The following is a 16,682-nucleotide window of genomic DNA, read 5'->3' as shown; positions in this document are numbered from 1 at the left end:
CCTATCCAACCGTGGCGTACGCCAACGTCTTGGGTGTCTGGACGATCACCTCAGGTTCATCGCCCACAATGACAGTGTCGTCCAGGCGAAAGCCGCCGAGGCCATAAACGTACAGGCCCGGCTCGGACGAATAGACCTCCCCGGCCAGCAGTGCCCGCGTGTTGAATGCCATATCTTCAGGATACTCATGCAGCATCAGGCCCACCGCGTGGCCGGTCCTGTGGAAGACGAATTCCCCGCATCCCGCTGCTTCGATCACGGCCTGGGCGGCAGCATCCATGTCGCAGACGCGCCGGCCGACCACGGCAGTGGCAACCGCAGCGTCCGTCGCCTGCGCTGCCACACGATAGAACCTGGCCTGCTCGTCGGTCGGCTGACCGCAGAACCAGGTGCGCTCATTCTCGACATAGAGCCCATTCAGCCTGGGTAGCACGAGGTTGACGATCGTGTCTCCCTTCGCAATGCGAGCGCCGCAAGATGCACCATCGCCGTGCGGGGACGCGGATGCAGCGCCAGTGAGGGTCCAACACTTCAGGATCTCGAAATCCTCGCCGGGAAACCGCCTCGCCGCTTCTTCCACCATGAGCGCCGCCATGGCGTGGTCGAGTTCCTGAACCAGGCGGCCGGGACGAATGTTCTCCCTGTACCGGTCCTGGACCCAGTCGGTCAGGCTGGCCAGGGCCCGCATGTTCTGGAGTTCCTCGCCGTGCTTGACCCACCGGAGGCTACGCATCTCGGCAAGGGCCGGTCGCAGCGTCATCTCGGGAAGGTGGCGCTGCGCCCCGGCGAGAATGGGATGCGGAACGTCAACGGCGATGCGCGACATGGCCAGGCCCTTCTGGCTCAACAATGCTGCAACCACTTCCGGCAGTTGCGATGGCAATGCAAGCCGGTTGGCCAAGCGCGGGTGCTCGGCATAGTAAGTCACATCCGAGAGCCAGACCGTGCCCTTCTCCGTGGCAAACCGCATGTGGTTGGTGGAGAGCTCGTTCATCACCGCAAAGGTGTCCCCATTGCGCGGCACGACAACGAACACGGGCCGCTCCCATGGCCACACATCGAGCTGAAAGTTCGTTGCGTACTGGAAGAAGTCGGGCGTGCCGAATACCAGGGCATCCACTCGCAAGCGGTCCATCAAGCGTCGCATCGCCGACAGCCGGTATTCGTGTACAGCGTTCGTGAGATGAGGCATGACGTCGCCTAGAGAGAGATGTTGAGACGGCGAATGATCGGGCCCCACGCGTCGGCATCGCGCTTCATATAGCGCTCGACTTCCGAAGGCGGCCCTTTGATGGCATCCAGGAACTGGAAGCCAAGCTTTTCCTTGAACTGCGGATCGTCCAGGACGTGGTTGATATCCACGTTGATCTGCTGGACCACGCCCGACGGCGTGCCGGCACGCGCCACGATCGCGTACCAGCCAGGCACGTCGACGTCGTAGCCCAACTCCTTGAACGTGGGCACCGACGGCAGCGCAGCCAGGCGCCGCTCACCGGTGACCGCCAAGGGCAGCAGTTTCTTGCCCGCAATGAACGGCTGCACGCCAGCCACGACGTTCATCATCACGGGCGTTTGTCCATTCATCAGGCTGGTCGATCCCCCCGACCCGTTGAAGGGCACGTGCTGCATCTTGATGCCCGTGCGTTCTGCCACCAGTTCCATGGCGAGATGCGTGGAGTTGCCGATGCCCCCCGACGCAAAGCTGATTTCTCCAGGACGTGCCTTGGCCATGCGCACAAAATCCTGGAACGTCTGCACGTGCAGTGATGGCGCCGCGACAAAGACGAACGGCGAATTGGCGAGCATGGCCACGCCCGTCAGGTCTTTGGTCGGCGAGTACGGCAGCTTCGGATAGAGGAAGGGATTGAAGCTCAGGTTGGACACCCCTGCAAAGAACAGCGTGTGGCCATCGGCCGGCTGCCCCAGTACGTACGAGATGGCCAACGTGCCGTTGGCACCCGGTTTGTTCTCCACGACAACGGGCTGCTTCCACGCCTGCCCGAGCTTCTCGGCCAATGCGCGTGCCAACACATCGTTGCCCGTCCCACCCGCCTGCGGCACTACCAACCGGATGGGCTTTGTCGGGAAGCCTTGCGCGCCGGCGGTGGCCGCCAGCGCCAGTGACGCTACCGCCGCAGCAGTCCATCCCCATAACTTTTGCACGTTCATCTCGCACCCTGAAATCATCTGTTCGTCGCTACCGATAGCGACGATGACCCGAAATGTACCATGTGGTACACGATATGGCGAAACTGGGGTTTACGCGAGTACGCGAGGACAGTGCTGGATGAGGGTGCTTCGGGGGTCAGGCGGGGCTATCCGCCCTTTTTCGTCCTTCCAGGCGCGGCCATCTTGCTGGCGAAATACTTGAGCGCGGCCGTGGTGCCCTTGCGGTCGCCTGTCGTGATCAGGTCGAGCAGCAAGCCGCGAATCGTCGCCACTTCGACGCGTGCGAGCAACCGCGCCTCCTCCGCGCTGATGTGCATGGCTTGCTGCGATCGCTCGGCAATCACTGCAGTCCAACTACCAATGACATCGTCAAGAAAGCCACTGAATCGTTCGCGATCACGGATGGCTCTTCCGTAGATTTCGAACAGCAACTGCATGATGGGCAGGTAGTTCGACGCGGAATAGCGGTCCCATGCCGCCACCATGGTCGCTTCAGCATCCAGCCCTTCCACGCGCAATTGCTCACGTGCCTGCTGTTCGGCATGTCGCACGCGGAACAGCAATGCCTGCCAAAAGCCGTCGGCGGAGCCAAAATAGTAAATGAGCATCCGGTGGCTGGTCCCCAGTGCATCCGCCACACTGCGCAAGGACAGATCCCCGAGTCCGTTCTCGAGAACATGGGCGGTGGCCGCATCGAGCAATTGAATGGCTTGCTCGCTAGTTGAGCGATCGGGCGGCGAGGCTTTGGTTTTTGGCATCCTTATCTTCGATTTCAGGAAAATGCTGATGGATCCAAAATGTACCATGCAGTACAGAGTGACAGCACTCCCTTCATCCGTCGGCAGTCGGCCATGAAGCGACATTCGCTTGTAACGTCGGCCGGACATTCAGACGTCGCTTCCGCCCAGGAAGCGGTCATTCACTTCGCGAGCGTAAGGGTCGCTTCATCGGCGACACGAGCCTATCGCGTCAGGCTATAGCCGGCCGTGCAGCGCCGGCGCGACCGGAAACGCGATGCGATGACCATCCGCCGAAGTACTGTCGAGCGTGTCTTCGGCACGCTCAAGCACTGGATGGGCCCCTCACACTTCCTGACCAGGACGCTTGGCCGCGAGAGCACGGAGATGAGCCTTCCCGGGCGGGGACGGCCGGTACATCCGGCCTGGCTCAGTGCGCGGCCGCGTGAATCTCGGCGACGTAACCGCCCGGGAACTGCACGAGCGCGGCGTCGCGGCCACCCGAGGTGAACGGCTGCACGAGTACGGTCGCGCCGGCCGCCTGCGCTTTCTTCAGCGTGTCGGCGAGATCCTTCACCTCGTAGCCGGTCAACTCGTGCCCGAACGGGTAAGGCAGATGGCCGTCGGTCACGAGGACGGTGATCTTGCCGAAGCCTGATTCGATCCGGACGCGACGATACGTGTCGGCCGGCCGGCCAATCTCGATGCCCGGCGCCTTGCGGTCATCGGACACGACCTTGCCGTGCGAAGAACCACGGGACCGGTGTGGGCCGCTGGCCAAATACGTCACGGCAATAAAGGCGGCAATCAGCCCAAGGTGCTCAAAAAAACCGTTCAATGCGATGAAACACGCAGAAGGAGCCGCCCAGTTCGACGACAATCGCCAGCGTCGCCCACAGCGCCCCTGGATGCAGGCCGACATGCTCCTGCTCCAGAATGGCGTCATGGAAATGCGCGAGCTTGTCGATGCCCCCGATCAGATACGCAGACACGAGGGCGAGCCGCGCCAGCGGCAGCACCCACGACCGTGCCAGCAACGCGGCCACCCACGACGGATTTCCCTGTAGCGCGCCTGTCCTCACGTCAGACCGCCCAGCAGGAGCAGCCGAGCGCGCCCCAGAAGCCATGCAGGTCCGAGGTCGGCGCATTGGCCGTCCACGCGCGGGCATGCGCGTGACCGTGCACACCGCATGCCGTCGCACAACCACACGACGCCGCTGCGACCTGCTGCAGCGCCGCTTCGCCGTTGCCGCTCGCGTTCTTCCACGCGGCGAAACCACCAAAGCGACGCACCGGCGACCAGTCCGGCATCGCGGGCGGCGGTGCGCTGTCGTCGAACGACGCGAATTCACCCGTGCCGAATACCACCTTGCCACCCACCACGGTCAGCAGCGACGTGGTATCGGCAATCTCGTCCTCAGCGCACGCAAAGAAGTCGCGGTCCGGGACGATCAGGTCGGCAAACTGACCTGCCTCGATCCGGCCTTTCTTGCCCTCCTCGTTCGAGAACCAGGTCACATTTTCGGTCCACATGCGCAGGGCTGTTTCGCGATCAAGGCAGTTCCGCTGCGGATACATCCGCAGACCACCCACCGTCTTGCCCGTCACCAGCCACGACAGCGATACCCAGGGGTTGTACGACGCGACCCGTGTTGCGTCCGTACCGGCCGAAGTCCGGATTCCCTTCTCCAGCATCTTCGCAACCGGCGGCGTGGCCTCGGCTGCCTTCGCACCGTAACGCTCGACAAAGTACTCTCCCTGGTACGCCATCCGGTGCTGCACCGCGACGCCACCACCCAGCGCAGCAATTCGGTCCATCGACTTCTCGGAAATCGTCTCGGCGTGATCGAAGAACCAGTTGATGCCGGCAAGCGGCACGTCCCTGTTGACCTTCTCGAACACGTCGAGCGCGCGGCTTATCGTTTCGTCATAGGTCGCATGCATACGCCACGGCCAACGGTTCTCCGCCAGTACGCGCACGACTTCTTCCAGCTCTCCCTCCATCTGCGGGGGCATATCCGGACGCGCGACACGGAAGTCCTCGAAGTCCGCCGCCGAGAACACCAGCATCTCGCCTGCGCCGTTGTGGCGGAAGTAATCGTTACCCTGCTTGTACTTCGACGTCTTCGTCCAGTTCAGGAAGTCTTCCTTCTCCGCCTTCGGCTTCTGCGTGAACAGGTTGTATGCGAGACGGATCGTCAGCTGGCCCTCGTCGGACAGTTTCTGGCTAACCTCGTAATCGTCCGGATAGTTCTGGGAGCCGCCGCCCGCGTCGATCGCACCGGTCACGCCCAACCGGTTAAGTTCGCGCATGAAGTGGCGTGTCGAATTCACCTGATAGTCGAACGGCAGCTTCGGACCCTTCGCCAGCGTCGCGTACAGGATCGATGCATTCGGCTGCGCGAGCAGCAGGCCGGTCGGATTGCCGGCGCTGTCTCGCACGATCTGTCCTCCCGGGGGCTCCGGCGTGTCCTTCGTGTAGCCGACCACGCGCAGAGCCGCCGCATTCAGTAGCGCGCGATCGTACAAATGCAGAATGAACACGGGTGTATCGGGCGCAACCGCATTCAGCTCTTCGATCGTGGGCAAGCGTTTCTCGTCGAATTGATGCTCGGTGAATCCACCCACCACGCGCACCCATTGCGGCGCCGGAGTGACGGCAACCTGCTCGCGCAGCATGTCCATCGCGGTGGCAAGGGAGCGCACGCCATCCCAACGCAGCTCCATGTTGAAGTTCAGTCCGCCGCGAATGATGTGAATGTGGTTGTCGATCAGTCCGGGCAGTACTCTGCGCCCCTTCAGGTCGATCACCCGGGTTGATGAGCCTGCGAGCAGCAGGACCTCGACGTCGCTGCCCACCGCAGCAAACTTGCCATCCTTGATCGCAACAGCCGTTGCCGTCGGGTTCGAACGATCCAGCGTCGTAACCCGGCCGTTGTAGAGGATCAGGTCCGGTTGAGTAATGGTAATGCTCATGAGTGTTCCTCCTCGTTGCCAACAAGCCCCCGGTCTGCCTGCAACACGGCATGACCCGACCGGGTGCTGGAAAGACGACCGGTTCCGCTCGCCTGATGCGATAGGGCCGGTGGCGTCGAATAACCCAACAACTGCCTCGCGGAAGGAATCGCCTGCTCGCCGATCAGCATGCCCAGCAGACCCAACAGTGCGATAAGCGGAGGTGCTGGCGAACGTACATTGATCAGGCTATAGATAATGCCGACCAGGATGCCGGCGCCTAGCGATAACAGATAGAGTTTCATTGGTCCTGCCCTGACGTCGAAGTATCGGATTGAAGCGCGCCAGTCGCTCGAGTTAATTACGCAAAGCGGCGAGATCGACTGGCTGCATCGCCAATCAAAGACCCTGGCAACCTACGACTATTCACAGACAAAAAATCGGACGATTGATTTAGCCACGCGGCGTGGATAATATGACAAATCTATCGTTATCCTAAATATATAATGATCGCCGTGTTGCCAATCGCTGTCGCCGGTCAACCTGCACTTCGATTATCGCCGCCGGCTCGACCGGCGGCGATAATCGACCAAGGCCGAGCGGGTATGACAAATCTTGTTCAGTGTCCCTCGGAACCGCCGAACATCGTCTTCGCATAGATCAGACCTAGTCCGTAACCGCCGCCATGCGCTACCGAGGTTTTAACTGTTTCATTGTAGGTTTCGGTCCGAGCCCAATCGCGTTGCAGCTCGAGCAAATACTGCAGCGACGTCATCGGGCGTGCGCCCTGTTGGACGAGGCGATCTAGTGCGCGTTGATGCGCTTCGTCTGAAACATCGCCGCACGCATCAGCGATCACGTACACCTCAAAGCCCTGATCAAGCGCCGAAAGCGCCGGCCCGACGATACAGACGCTGGTCCAGAGACCCGCCATCACGATGCGTGATTTTCCGATTTCGTTTACGCGAGCTGTGATGCGAGGGTCCTCCCACGCATTCATGTTAGTCCGATCGATCGTCGCCTCGCCAGGAAATGTCGAGCTGATTTCTTCGAAAATCGGACCGGAGAAGGTCTTTTCTGCGACGGTAGTCAGAATCGTCGACACGCCAAACTCGCGGGCCGCCTTCGCGACCAATGCGACATTGTTGCGCAGAAGAACCGCATCGATCGACTTCGTCGCGAATGCCATCTGCGACTGATGGTCGATCATGATCAGCGTGTGATCGTTAGGGGACAAAATGGTCTTTCCGGGCTTCGCTTGTGCTTGGGTCATCTTCAATATTCCAGTCGATTGGGAATGCGCGAAATACATTGGTTGCGCGGTTTTTTGCAATCTCTAGCATGCGTTCTCGTGTCACATCCACTTCCGAATTCTCACGATACGCATGAAACAGACGGTGCATGAACGCATGCCGGCGGATGAACTCGACGGTGGTCCACCTATTCATCAAGCCGCTCGTGCGTTGAGGAGAAGTTTGGATGACTTCATCGGTATTAGCCAATTCGAAATACTTGCAAGCCCGATTACTAGTGCTAATCGATCCGACACGTGAAGCGAACCGCGTACTTATCGCGAGATGCGCCCGGCTGGAGGTTCAGAGCCTGCCAGCGACACGCTTCTTCGGTAACCATTTCAACGAAATCGAAAATCAGCGAATCGCGCTCTTTCAAACGCGAGAACATTTGAACCGACATCGGCTCCATGTCATTGATGAACCGATATTTGATTGTCTGCGGCAATGATGTGAACAGGTTTATCGCACCGGTCACTACTCCTAGTCCCTGTTCGATCAGCGTAGTTCCGGCCTGCGCCTGGAAGGTTTCGTAGATGAAATTTGGCCTGAGGCCGGCGCTTTGGAAATGCGCTACGATCGAGTCGTAGAGCGGAGCATTTGCCGCGCGCGCCGAGGTGATCAGACGCTCATGCACAAGGTCGGCAAGGTCGAGGCAGCCGACATTCGCGAGTCGGTGGTCGCTGTGCACCAGCGCACAGCTCGATTCGAGCAGTGGCTCCGTTAGAATCTCCGCATCGTTGAGCAAGCTGCCTGCTGGCAAACCAAAGCCCAGATCGATGCTGTTTCTTTTGGTTCGTCAGAAAAATGTGTGGGTTGACGAAGGCTCGGGAAGGCTCCGTAGTGCATGATATAGCGCGATTTCCGTCGCCCTGAAGGTTCGAAACCCGTACGATTTTCTCATGGTGACTTTTGCCTTGTTGTTCAGACCCTCGACGACGCCGCTGGAGAACCGCTTGCGCGCACGGAAGTAATTGAGGATCAGCTCACAGTGGGCACGCACGGTGCGGGCGAACTTCTTCATGGGTTCGATGCGCGAGCGCATCACCTGCGTGCACCACTGGTCGAGGAATTTTCCGGCCCAGTCCGGTGAGATGTAATCCCAGAGCTGCTGGAATTCCTCTTTGAGCAGCCAGGCGCGGACGGTGCGCAGGTTGTACTGCAACAAGTCACGCATGCGCAGTCGCTGTTTGTCGGTCAGATTTTCCGGGCGTTTGAGCAGGCACCAGCGGGATTTCTTGAGCACCGGCTCGTATCCATCGCGGACCATGCGGCGTGATTCGTCAGCGCGGACCTCATCGATGGCCTTATTCATCTTCGCAACGATGTGAAAGCGGTCCAGGATATTCAGCGCATTGGGGCAATGCAGCGCTATCATCTCAAGGTAGGGCTTCCACATGTCCGAGCAGACGAACTCAACCTTCTCACATACCTGTTTGCCGATCATGGCGAAGAACTTGGCGAAGCTTGCCTTCGTGCGCTCCTGCCCCACCCATAGCAGACGCGTGCAGCCGGCCTCGATCTGGTAGACCAGGGTGAGGTACTTGTGTCCACGACCATACTGGATCTCATCGACGCCAATGGCACGGATCGTACCGAGTTCGCGATGGGCCAGCCCCCAGTCCACCACCCACTCCACTGCATTGAAGACTTTCTCCCAACTGGTGCGGAAGCTTTGTGCCGTCTCCTTCCACGACAGTTTGCGTGCCCACTGCGCCAGGAACAGCATGTAAGCGCGGGTGAGCGTGTGCTTGCCGTTGGCCCACGGCAGGGCTTCGACTTTGACGCCACAGTCACGACAATCGACGCGCCGCATGGTATAGAGCAGGAAGAGGGAAAAACCCCAGACCGGAATAAACTCGAACCTGCGCTGTGCGAGCGTGTCGTAACCTCGCGCAGGCTGGCTACAGCATGAGCAGATCGGCTTCGAGCCCTTGCGCGGACGCACGTCGATCTCGATGGCCTGGGTTGCCTCGCACAGCCGCGCACCTTCATAAACGAAACCTGGAATATGATGACAGGCATTCAGCAGGCGGGTCAGCAACATGGTTAGCAGGAGCAGAAGCGACAAGGGAAAAACCGCTATTGTCCCCGAACAGCAAACGCTCGCCCAGTACATTCCAGACCTGCATAACTGGCCTACTTCGTGGCGAGTCGTTGACGAAGATATTTCGACTGGAGAGGCAATCGTAGCAATACTCACGCCTTTCCTGGAGCATCTCCCAACGTTGGGAGATACGCGCAAGACATTGCTTCGGCACCGCGATCACATCTGGATGCTGGGCGGCGAAATGATCCGACGACGCCATGAAGATCCCGATCTCCTCACTCTTCCTGTGGCAACCCTCCTGGACAAGATCATTGAGGAAGACGGCGGTCCTCTCATTTGGCCAGCTATCTCCGAGTCCGAACAAAAGGCCTTTGATGCAACGTGTCGCAAGCTCTATAAGTACCTCAATCGGGCTTCACTTGGCTAGCCGCGCATCCTCTTTCACCCACAGATTTCCCCGACGAGCCTTTCTTTTTAGCGCGGCGATTTGCTGCGCCGTGTTCATCTCGTGGCGCTCAACCGTGACGTCCGGATATAGCGCCTGAAACCGAATCAACGCGAGCGGGATGTACGGCAGATTAGCATCTTCAATGCGGCCAACCGAGTGGACTTGCCCATGCGTAACCGGACACGCGGTCACGCTTAGTTTGGTAAATTTTCTCGCTGGCGAAACTCGCGTGGTAGGCGGTATTTCAGGGCGCTGTGCGGATGCGACTCGTTGTAGTGGTCAAACGCGATGGCCAGGTTCCGCAACGCCGTTCTCACGTCCGGCTTGGGTATCCACGAAACGTAGTCTCTCTTCATTGTTTTGACGAAGCTTTCGGCCATTCCGTTGCTCTGCGGACTTCTGACGGGCGTCGTGACAGGCTTCAAACCGATTTCTTTCGAGAACGTCAGCGTCTCGTCGGCAATGTAGCAGGAACCGTTGTCGCTTAGCCACTCGATTTCATTGTCGGCCTTCAGCGCGCCACCAAAGCGGTTCTCGACGGCCTGAAGCATGACATCGCGCACCATGTCGCCGGTGTAGCCTCCCGTCGTCGCAGCCCAGCTCATGGCCTCCCGGTCGCAGCAGTCCAGCGCAAAGATGACGCGCAGCGGGGCGCCATCGTCGCAACGGAATTCGAACCCGTCCGAGCACCAGCGGGCGTTGCTTTGCTCCACGGCGACCTTTCCGTCGTGCCGGCGCGTGGATTCGGGATGCCGAGGGCGGCGTTCGAGCAGCAGGCCGTGGGTACGCATGACCCGATAAACCCGTTTTGCATTAACGCGAGGCTGACCCTGCGCGTCCCGGTTTCGCCGCAGCAGCGCCCATGCACGCCGGTAGCCATACGTAGGCAAATCGGCAACCAGCCCTTGAAGTTCAGCAACGAGCGGCATGTCGTCCAAAGCGGGCGTCTTGCGCCGGTCGACCCATTCGGCTTGTCGTTTCGATTTGACTGCGAGATTCGAGCGCGACACACCCAGGACTTCGCAAACCGTCTTCATCGGTCGTCCCCCGGACGCAATGGTGAGCGCGCAATCAATTTTTTTGCCCGACCGTACTCCACTGCTTCGCGGTGGATTTCCACTTCCATCGTCTTCTTGCCCAGCAGCCGCTGGGGTTCACGAATCTGCTCCATCGCTTCGGCCAGATCGGATGCGGGTACCACCTGTTCGCCGGCGCTGACTGCTGACAGGCTCCCGTCCTGATACAGCTTGCGCCACGCGAACACCTGGTTCGCGTTCACCTGATGACGACGGGCGACTCCAGAGACGGTCGCTCCGGGCTCGAAAGTCTCGCGCACTATCGCGAGCTTCTCCTCGACTGAGCGCCGACGGCGCTGTTCGGGTTGGGTCAGAACTTCGATGGGTTCCACATTAGAACTGGGCTTAAACATAGGCGTAAGACTACCTCATAGTTTAAGCGTTACCTCGTGTCCTGTTTTCGCGGGGGCCGGCCCACCGAGATATTGAAACTCTGATACCCCGCCGCGTCCCGAGTAATCCGTAGCGCCAGCTCTACTTGCTGGAAGATGGCATCGACGCTGTCGCGTAGTGTCTCGCCTGGCAGAGTCAACGTTACTCCACGCCGATCACGGTTGAGCAGGCGCACCTAAGCGCTGCCTATCGACCGGAGGTGCGAGGCGCCGGCGCAACGCGCGCTTCTTCAGCCGCCAGATCGAGAAAGTCAAGTATCAGCGAATTGCGTTCGCTTGTGCGCGACAGCATCTGGACCGTTACGGGCTCGAGGCCGTTGATCTGCCGGTAGTGCAATGTTTTTGGAAGCGACGAGAATAGGTATGTGGTGCCGATCATTGCGCCGAGCCCTTGTTCGATGAGCGTGACGCCAACTTGTACCTGCGTCGTTTCATAGATGAAATTTGGCGTGAAGCCAGCTTGCTGGAACCGAGCAACGATCGAGTCATAAAGCGGCGCATTGACCGCACGTGCCGAGCCGATCAGTCGCTCTTGCGCAAGATCGCAAAGGTTCAGACAGTCGACGTTTGCCAACCGGTGATCGTTGCGCATCAACACGACCCAGTGTGCTTCGAACAGCGGCTGAACCAGTACGTCGTCGTTGTCTGGTGCAGCGTCGACCAATACGCCAAAGCCGATGTCGATATGTTTCTTAGTCAGCGCGGTGATCTGCTGCGCCGTGTTCATCTCGTGGCGTTCTATCGTGATGTCCGGATATAGTGCCTGCAGCCGAATGAGCGCAGGCGGAATAAATGGCAGATTCGCGTACTCGACCAGACCGATCGAGATCCTAGATTCTCTACAGCCCGCGGCATCCTGCGCCTCACGCAACGCGCGCTCAACCTGAGCGAAGATGGCGTCGGCGCTGTTCTGCAGAGCCTCGCCCGAAGCGGTCAGCGTCACGCCGCGCCGGTCGCGGTTCAGTAATTGCGCGCCCACCAGTTCTTCCAGTTTCGCAATCTGCTGGCTAAGCGCAGATTGCGTTATCGACGCGCTGTCGGCCGCCCGGCCGAAATGGAGTTCCCGCGCAAGAATCGAGAAGTAGCGCAGTTGACGCAATTCAATCGCTTTCATGTGGCTCTCGAGTCGAAGGTCCGTTGTCAGTCCGGCAGATCGCTGCCGTCCACTGCTTGCGAGTATTGGCTAGGTGCGCCACGCCGACCCCGGCTACCGAACGTAGAAAACGAACGAGGCGCGCCTCTCGCACTGCCGGCCTCGGCGACACCGATTCAGTCGGGCCGAACTCTTGCAAGATGCACAACCAGAAGCCCTCCACATGCTTCCTCGCAAAACGGCGATGTCGACGCGCTCGCCTGGACGGATTTTGTGCCGCCCGCCTGACCGCTCGCGATCGGTTCGGCAGTCGCGCGCACCATGCCCGGATGGATTACCGGCGCTGCGTTGTACGGGGATGCTTGCCCGCCTTGAAGTCGGCCCTCAAGGCGTCGAGTGTCTCCCGCATCGACATGACACTTCTCCATCGATTCCTGAAGGCTGGGCGAATCACGCGGCAGAGGGCATACCAGGCACGTGCTCGGGCTTCGTCCACTCGTTGCCCTTCATGAAAGCGTCGTACGGCGTATGGACGACGTGATTCGTGTAGTTGCTCATGACCTTGGTTGCGACACCGAGAATCACTTCGAGCACGTTGCGGCGTGTATAGCCGGCCGCGAGGAAGGCTTCCACTTCCGCGTCCGGAACGAATCCGCGTTCGCGCACGACGATCGTCGTGAAGCGATGCAGCGCCTCCAGCTTCGCATCCGGCAACGCCGTGCCGGCGCGAAGCGCGGCGATCACCGCGGGATCCATCTTGATCATCTTCGCGAGCGTGCTGTGGCCCGCCATGCAGTAGTGGCAGTCGTTCTCAAAGTTCGACGTCAGATAGACAACCTGCTGCTCGTGAGGCGTGAGTGTGCTTTTCGCAAAGAGATCCCACAGCGCCGTATAGCCGGCGAGCAGTTCCGGTGATTCGGCCATGTGCGCCTGGAGGTTCGGTACAAAACCGAAAGTACGCTTCGCTTCTTCAAGGGTGGGCTTTGACGCTGCGGGTGCGGTGTCGATCGTGTAGGACTGGAAGGAATTCATCATCTGCGCCTCGTTGGTTGACGGTGAGCAGATGATGAGGCGCAAGGCGCGCGAGAAGAAGACGGGCGCTATCGATAACAGTCATTCCTCGCAGGAATGGACCGCGCCCTCAGCGCCGCAGAAGATCACCGTTCCCATGATGCGACCGTTGTAGCAGCGCTGGGTTGATGGTCTCGTACCTGCGTTGCCAGAAGAGATAACGCAGAATACCCTGTCTCTCGCCAGTGAAAAGGCGCGCAATCTCACAAGTCGGACGGTCGCGGTTGGCGGTGGCTAACAGATCACTCTTTACCAGCCGTGACAGTCGCTGCAGCGCCTGACGATGTCGGCTTCACCGTCCAAAGCAGCCGTTCGACGCAACCGTCCCGGTTCGACCGTTTCACGCCCTGAGTCAGTCCGTCAAGCATTTCGAGGAGGAGGTGCGAGGCTACCGAGGAGAGGTGAGCCGCTTTCTCTGACGATTCAGGACTTTCGAACCGAGCCGAGCACTGACGCTCTATGCAAGTTKGGAATAGCTCTTATGTTCCGGCGCCGCCTACTGCGAAGGTGCCGCATCAGCGATACTCGTGTGACTATTGTTTTTGATTCGAGGCAGTCGATGGCCAATTTTCTCGCATATACAGCAGCATCCGCCCCTGCTGCGTCTCAACCGGGCCTCCAACAGGCAGAACGTATTTTTGGCGTCGTGCCGAATCTTCAGGCGCATTTGGCAGAGTCGCCGGAAACACTGTCCGGCTATTTCACACTTCTCGAACTTTTCTCTAAGAGCACGTTGAGTTCAGTGGAACAGCAAGTTGTATCGATGACTGCAAACTTCGAGAACAGCTGCCACTATTCGATGGCTGGACACAGCGCTCGCGCGTTGCAGGTTGGCATGGATCAGACGCTCGTCGCTGCCCTACGTGAAGGCAAGCCACTTGCGGATCCGAAGCTTGAAGCGTTGCGTCGCTTCACGACTCACGTAGTACGGGAACGTGGTTTCGTTGCTGAAGCGGACACTAACGCCTTTCTGGCGGCGGGTTACTTTCGCCGAAACGTGCTAGAGGTGTTGCTCGGTGTGGCGGCGAAGATCTTGGGCAATTACACAAACCATATTGTCCGTACGGAATATGATGATTTCATGCGGGGGCACGAATGGAGCAAGCCGACTGTCTTCGACGCGAACGCCATTCCTGCGAGGAACGACTGATAGTGACAGGCCCCGTCTTCCGGGATCTCTGGCTTGGCCGCAGCATCCGATCACGACCCATCCAACAAAGAGCAGACGATGAACCTTCCCCGTCAAAACAAACGGATGTTCCGCAATCCGGGGATGCCGTGGAATCTCGTGGATCTGTCAGAGATTGAGGAACTCGGCGGTAGTATAGGCAAAAAGTGACGCCACCAATGGCCGCAACGAGTCGGAGAACGGCCCGTGCGGGCGCTGCACATCGAACGGCTGTAACGGGTCGACAACAGCCTGTCGGGGGATCTAACTCCATCCATCCCTGATGTCCATAAGTTGTACCTTGAGGTGTGCGCGTCCATGGGCTGCACCTTACCGTTACCCACCGCCAATTTCTACGAACCGTACTATGCGGAAGGGCAGAAGAAGTCGGAACGCTGGCGGATCTGGTTGAAGGACGAGCCCGAGTTCGCCATCGCGGGGCTGTGGCGTGCTTGGTGATCCGTTGGCGGATTATGTTCCCGGAATGCCTTCATCTCAAGCGGACCCGTTTAGTCGGCGTTATTCCTCCAGCGAATAATGAGGTCACGCTACGGTTCCCATTGACGCGGTCGAACGGCTCCCTGAGGGTCGTCTGGCATAAGCGCTTCTACCAATAGCCAACTGCGCCCCATGAAAGTATCGTGATATATCGCAAGTCAATGGAATATCACATCGATGGAATTGCGCCTGCTTGAGTATTTTCTCCGTGTGGCCGAATTCGGCAGCATCAGCCGGGCAGCAATGGATCTCGCCCTCTCTCAATCCGCGCTTTCCCGACACATGGGTGCCTTGGAGCACGAATTGAACGTTCAGCTGTTTCTAAGAGATTCGTCTGGTGTCAAGCTCTCGGACGCTGGCGCCGAGCTGGCCGAGCAAGCTCGAACTCTTTTGCTGCAGGCGGAGATATTGCGAGAGGAGGTAGGTGCCAAGACGCTCGGAACCGTGAGCTTGGCAATGCCCCTTTCAATGCAGAGAAGCGTCACTTCTCCCCTGGTCGCGGAAATTGTGATGGAGCATCCGGATATTAAGGTTCGTGCTTACGAGGGCATTAACAATGTTCTGCGGGAGACGATGCGCAACGGCTTACCGGATTTATGCGTCGTCGCGTTCTCCCCTATGGCGTCCCCCCTGTACGACGAGGCTCCGCTACTGCGCGAGCAGCTATATCTAGTTGGCGACTCCAGGTCGGGCCTCGAACTTGACCGGTTCGTGACGGCGTCCGAGATCGCCGACTTAAGGATGGTCTTGCCAGGACGCCCCAACATCGTCCGCCAGATGGTCGAGAGCCAGCTGCGGCGCAGTGAGCGCAGATACCGCAACGCCGCGGAAGCGGAGACGCTGTCCCTATGTCTGGATTTGGTGGTACGTGGACTGGGGTATACCGTCATGCCGTTTTGCGCCTTGTTCGAGCACCCATTAGGTAGTCAATTTCGCGCGGCACCCATACGAGGCATGATTCTGACGTGGGTTGTCGCTATGAATCGGAATCGCATGAACTCCAGCACCGTCGCTATCGCATGGCGGCACATGCTACGCCTGATAACTACGCGAATTGACAGCGGAATGTGGCAAGGTGCTGAACTGATTTGGCGCCCCCGTGATTGAAGGCAACGAGAGCGCGCCTCCCGCCAGAACGTATTAGGCACTTTTATCTGGCGTGACAACCCTGGTGCGGATGACTCACTGATCCTGAATCCAGGCGGACTCCTTACGGTTCTTCGAGCATGAGAGCGCACACGCAATCGGCGCCGACTGCGCGCCGATCAATCGGTATCGCCGCATGCCCGAGGCGGTCGCGAGATGCCCCGTTCCCGCCTCGTTCCTATGCATCAGAACTTCTGCTGCAGACCGACCATGACGCCAAGCTGATCCATGCCAGCTCCGACAGTACCGCCAACTGCAACCGGTTTGGCCGCCAGCGCGCTGTTGAACATGTACCCGACTGACGTGTACACCATGCTGCGCTTCGATAGCAGGTAATTCACGCGTCCGACCAGCAATGTCGAGCTCGCATCGTTCTTGCCAGCCGGCCCGCGTTGCAGGTAACGCAAGCCCTCTGCATCTAAGGAAAGTGCTGGCGTGACTGATGTTGCCCCTGTTTGGTGTAGCTCTTAGCTTTCGGGTTATGCGGCCTTTTTACGCTGTGCCGCATGCCAGCGTTGCTCGTATTGCATGGGGCTGAGATAACCCAGCGTGGAATGCAGCCGTCGGTGATTATAAAAGGCTATCCA

16 protein-coding genes and 4 pseudogenes are annotated in these 16,682 nt (G+C 59.2%); 5 read left to right on the top strand and 15 right to left on the bottom strand.

Features of this window, described 5'->3' with window-relative positions; genetic code table 11:
• Position 1: 1 nt before the first annotated feature.
• From AC1DQ3_RS33750 to AC1DQ3_RS33740, 3 genes are all read right to left on the bottom strand, one after another.
• Positions 2 to 1,192: a M24 family metallopeptidase gene (locus tag AC1DQ3_RS33750; protein WP_477124444.1), complete on the bottom strand. Its 1,191-nt coding sequence runs from the start codon at positions 1,190 to 1,192 to the stop codon at positions 2 to 4.
• A gap of 8 nt (positions 1,193 to 1,200) precedes the next feature.
• Positions 1,201 to 2,169: a Bug family tripartite tricarboxylate transporter substrate binding protein gene (locus AC1DQ3_RS33745; RefSeq protein ID WP_477124443.1), complete on the bottom strand. Its 969-nt coding sequence runs from the start codon at positions 2,167 to 2,169 to the stop codon at positions 1,201 to 1,203.
• A gap of 146 nt (positions 2,170 to 2,315) precedes the next feature.
• The gene (locus tag AC1DQ3_RS33740) at positions 2,316 to 2,927 is read right to left on the bottom strand and encodes a TetR/AcrR family transcriptional regulator (RefSeq protein ID WP_477124458.1); all 612 of its coding nucleotides are present in this window, start codon (positions 2,925 to 2,927) and stop codon (positions 2,316 to 2,318) included.
• Positions 2,928 to 3,152: 225 nt separating this feature from the next.
• Between AC1DQ3_RS33740 and AC1DQ3_RS33735 the strand changes: the two are divergent.
• Positions 3,153 to 3,302, top strand: a pseudogene (locus AC1DQ3_RS33735) (IS5/IS1182 family transposase); the annotation flags it as partial.
• A 34-nt stretch (positions 3,303 to 3,336) separates the two neighbouring features.
• On the opposite strand, the pseudogene AC1DQ3_RS33730 reads toward AC1DQ3_RS33735, so the two are convergent.
• The 7 genes and pseudogenes from AC1DQ3_RS33730 to AC1DQ3_RS33700 form a co-directional block, all read right to left on the bottom strand.
• Positions 3,337 to 3,654 (bottom strand): annotated as a pseudogene (locus tag AC1DQ3_RS33730) (glyoxalase); the annotation flags it as partial.
• Between the two features lie 27 nt (positions 3,655 to 3,681).
• Positions 3,682 to 4,033 (bottom strand): annotated as a pseudogene (locus AC1DQ3_RS33725) (DoxX family protein); the annotation flags it as partial.
• On the bottom strand, positions 3,990 to 5,882 hold the full coding sequence (locus AC1DQ3_RS33720; RefSeq protein WP_477124442.1) for an amidohydrolase: 1,893 nt from the start codon (positions 5,880 to 5,882) through the stop codon (positions 3,990 to 3,992). The gene AC1DQ3_RS33720 and the pseudogene AC1DQ3_RS33725, both read right to left, overlap by 44 nt.
• On the bottom strand, positions 5,879 to 6,166 hold the full coding sequence (locus AC1DQ3_RS33715; RefSeq protein ID WP_172169312.1) for a DUF1427 family protein: 288 nt from the start codon (positions 6,164 to 6,166) through the stop codon (positions 5,879 to 5,881). The genes AC1DQ3_RS33720 and AC1DQ3_RS33715 overlap by 4 nt, the downstream gene beginning before the upstream one ends.
• Positions 6,167 to 6,480: 314 nt before the next feature.
• The gene (locus tag AC1DQ3_RS33710; protein WP_477124441.1) at positions 6,481 to 7,134 is read right to left on the bottom strand and encodes a hydrolase; all 654 of its coding nucleotides are present in this window, start codon (positions 7,132 to 7,134) and stop codon (positions 6,481 to 6,483) included.
• Between the two features lie 260 nt (positions 7,135 to 7,394).
• Positions 7,395 to 7,934, bottom strand: coding sequence for a LysR substrate-binding domain-containing protein (locus AC1DQ3_RS33705; RefSeq protein ID WP_477124457.1), 540 nt, complete (start codon positions 7,932 to 7,934; stop codon positions 7,395 to 7,397).
• Positions 7,935 to 7,952: 18 nt separating this feature from the next.
• The gene (locus AC1DQ3_RS33700; protein ID WP_477124440.1) at positions 7,953 to 9,200 is read right to left on the bottom strand and encodes an ISL3 family transposase; all 1,248 of its coding nucleotides are present in this window, start codon (positions 9,198 to 9,200) and stop codon (positions 7,953 to 7,955) included.
• Here AC1DQ3_RS33700 and AC1DQ3_RS33695 point away from each other — a divergent pair.
• Positions 9,199 to 9,630, top strand: coding sequence for a hypothetical protein (locus AC1DQ3_RS33695; protein WP_477124439.1), 432 nt, complete (start codon positions 9,199 to 9,201; stop codon positions 9,628 to 9,630). The genes AC1DQ3_RS33700 and AC1DQ3_RS33695 overlap by 2 nt on opposite strands.
• Before the next feature lie 215 nt (positions 9,631 to 9,845).
• On the opposite strand, the gene AC1DQ3_RS33690 is transcribed toward AC1DQ3_RS33695, so the two are convergent.
• From AC1DQ3_RS33690 to AC1DQ3_RS33680, 3 genes are all read right to left on the bottom strand, one after another.
• Positions 9,846 to 11,050, bottom strand: a protein-coding gene (locus AC1DQ3_RS33690; RefSeq protein ID WP_477124456.1) for an IS3 family transposase whose coding sequence is annotated in 2 segments (ribosomal slippage) — positions 9,846 to 10,726 and positions 10,726 to 11,050 — 1,206 coding nt in all. Because the reading frame shifts where the segments join, the coding sequence is not laid out codon by codon here.
• Positions 11,051 to 11,306: 256 nt separating this feature from the next.
• Positions 11,307 to 12,233 carry a LysR family transcriptional regulator gene (locus AC1DQ3_RS33685; protein ID WP_477124438.1) on the bottom strand — a complete coding sequence of 309 codons (927 nt, stop codon included), beginning with the start codon at positions 12,231 to 12,233 and terminating at the stop codon, positions 11,307 to 11,309.
• Between the two features lie 429 nt (positions 12,234 to 12,662).
• Entirely contained in the window at positions 12,663 to 13,244 is a 582-nt protein-coding gene (locus tag AC1DQ3_RS33680; RefSeq protein ID WP_477124455.1) for a carboxymuconolactone decarboxylase family protein, read from the bottom strand.
• A 598-nt stretch (positions 13,245 to 13,842) separates the two neighbouring features.
• On the opposite strand from AC1DQ3_RS33680, the gene AC1DQ3_RS33675 reads away from it, so the two are divergent.
• From AC1DQ3_RS33675 to AC1DQ3_RS33665, 3 genes are all read left to right on the top strand, one after another.
• A complete protein-coding gene (locus tag AC1DQ3_RS33675) occupies positions 13,843 to 14,433 on the top strand; it encodes a carboxymuconolactone decarboxylase family protein (RefSeq protein ID WP_477124437.1) in 591 nt (196 codons plus the stop codon).
• Positions 14,434 to 14,769: 336 nt separating this feature from the next.
• Positions 14,770 to 14,910 carry a hypothetical protein gene (locus AC1DQ3_RS33670; RefSeq protein ID WP_477124436.1) on the top strand — a complete coding sequence of 47 codons (141 nt, stop codon included), beginning with the start codon at positions 14,770 to 14,772 and terminating at the stop codon, positions 14,908 to 14,910.
• A gap of 216 nt (positions 14,911 to 15,126) precedes the next feature.
• Positions 15,127 to 16,056 (top strand): LysR family transcriptional regulator, encoded by a 930-nt coding sequence (locus AC1DQ3_RS33665; protein WP_477124435.1) that lies wholly within the window; start codon positions 15,127 to 15,129, stop codon positions 16,054 to 16,056.
• Between the two features lie 224 nt (positions 16,057 to 16,280).
• On the opposite strand, the pseudogene AC1DQ3_RS33660 reads toward AC1DQ3_RS33665, so the two are convergent.
• Positions 16,281 to 16,547, bottom strand: a pseudogene (locus tag AC1DQ3_RS33660) (porin); the annotation flags it as partial.
• 27 nt (positions 16,548 to 16,574) lie between these two features.
• Positions 16,575 to 16,682, bottom strand: a 108-nt coding sequence (locus AC1DQ3_RS33655; protein ID WP_477122636.1) for an IS3 family transposase, incomplete at its 5' end; no start/stop codon positions are given.

The organism is Cupriavidus sp. 01T418, from assembly GCF_056398885.1.
This window is presented reverse-complemented; position numbering and strand designations above follow the sequence as displayed.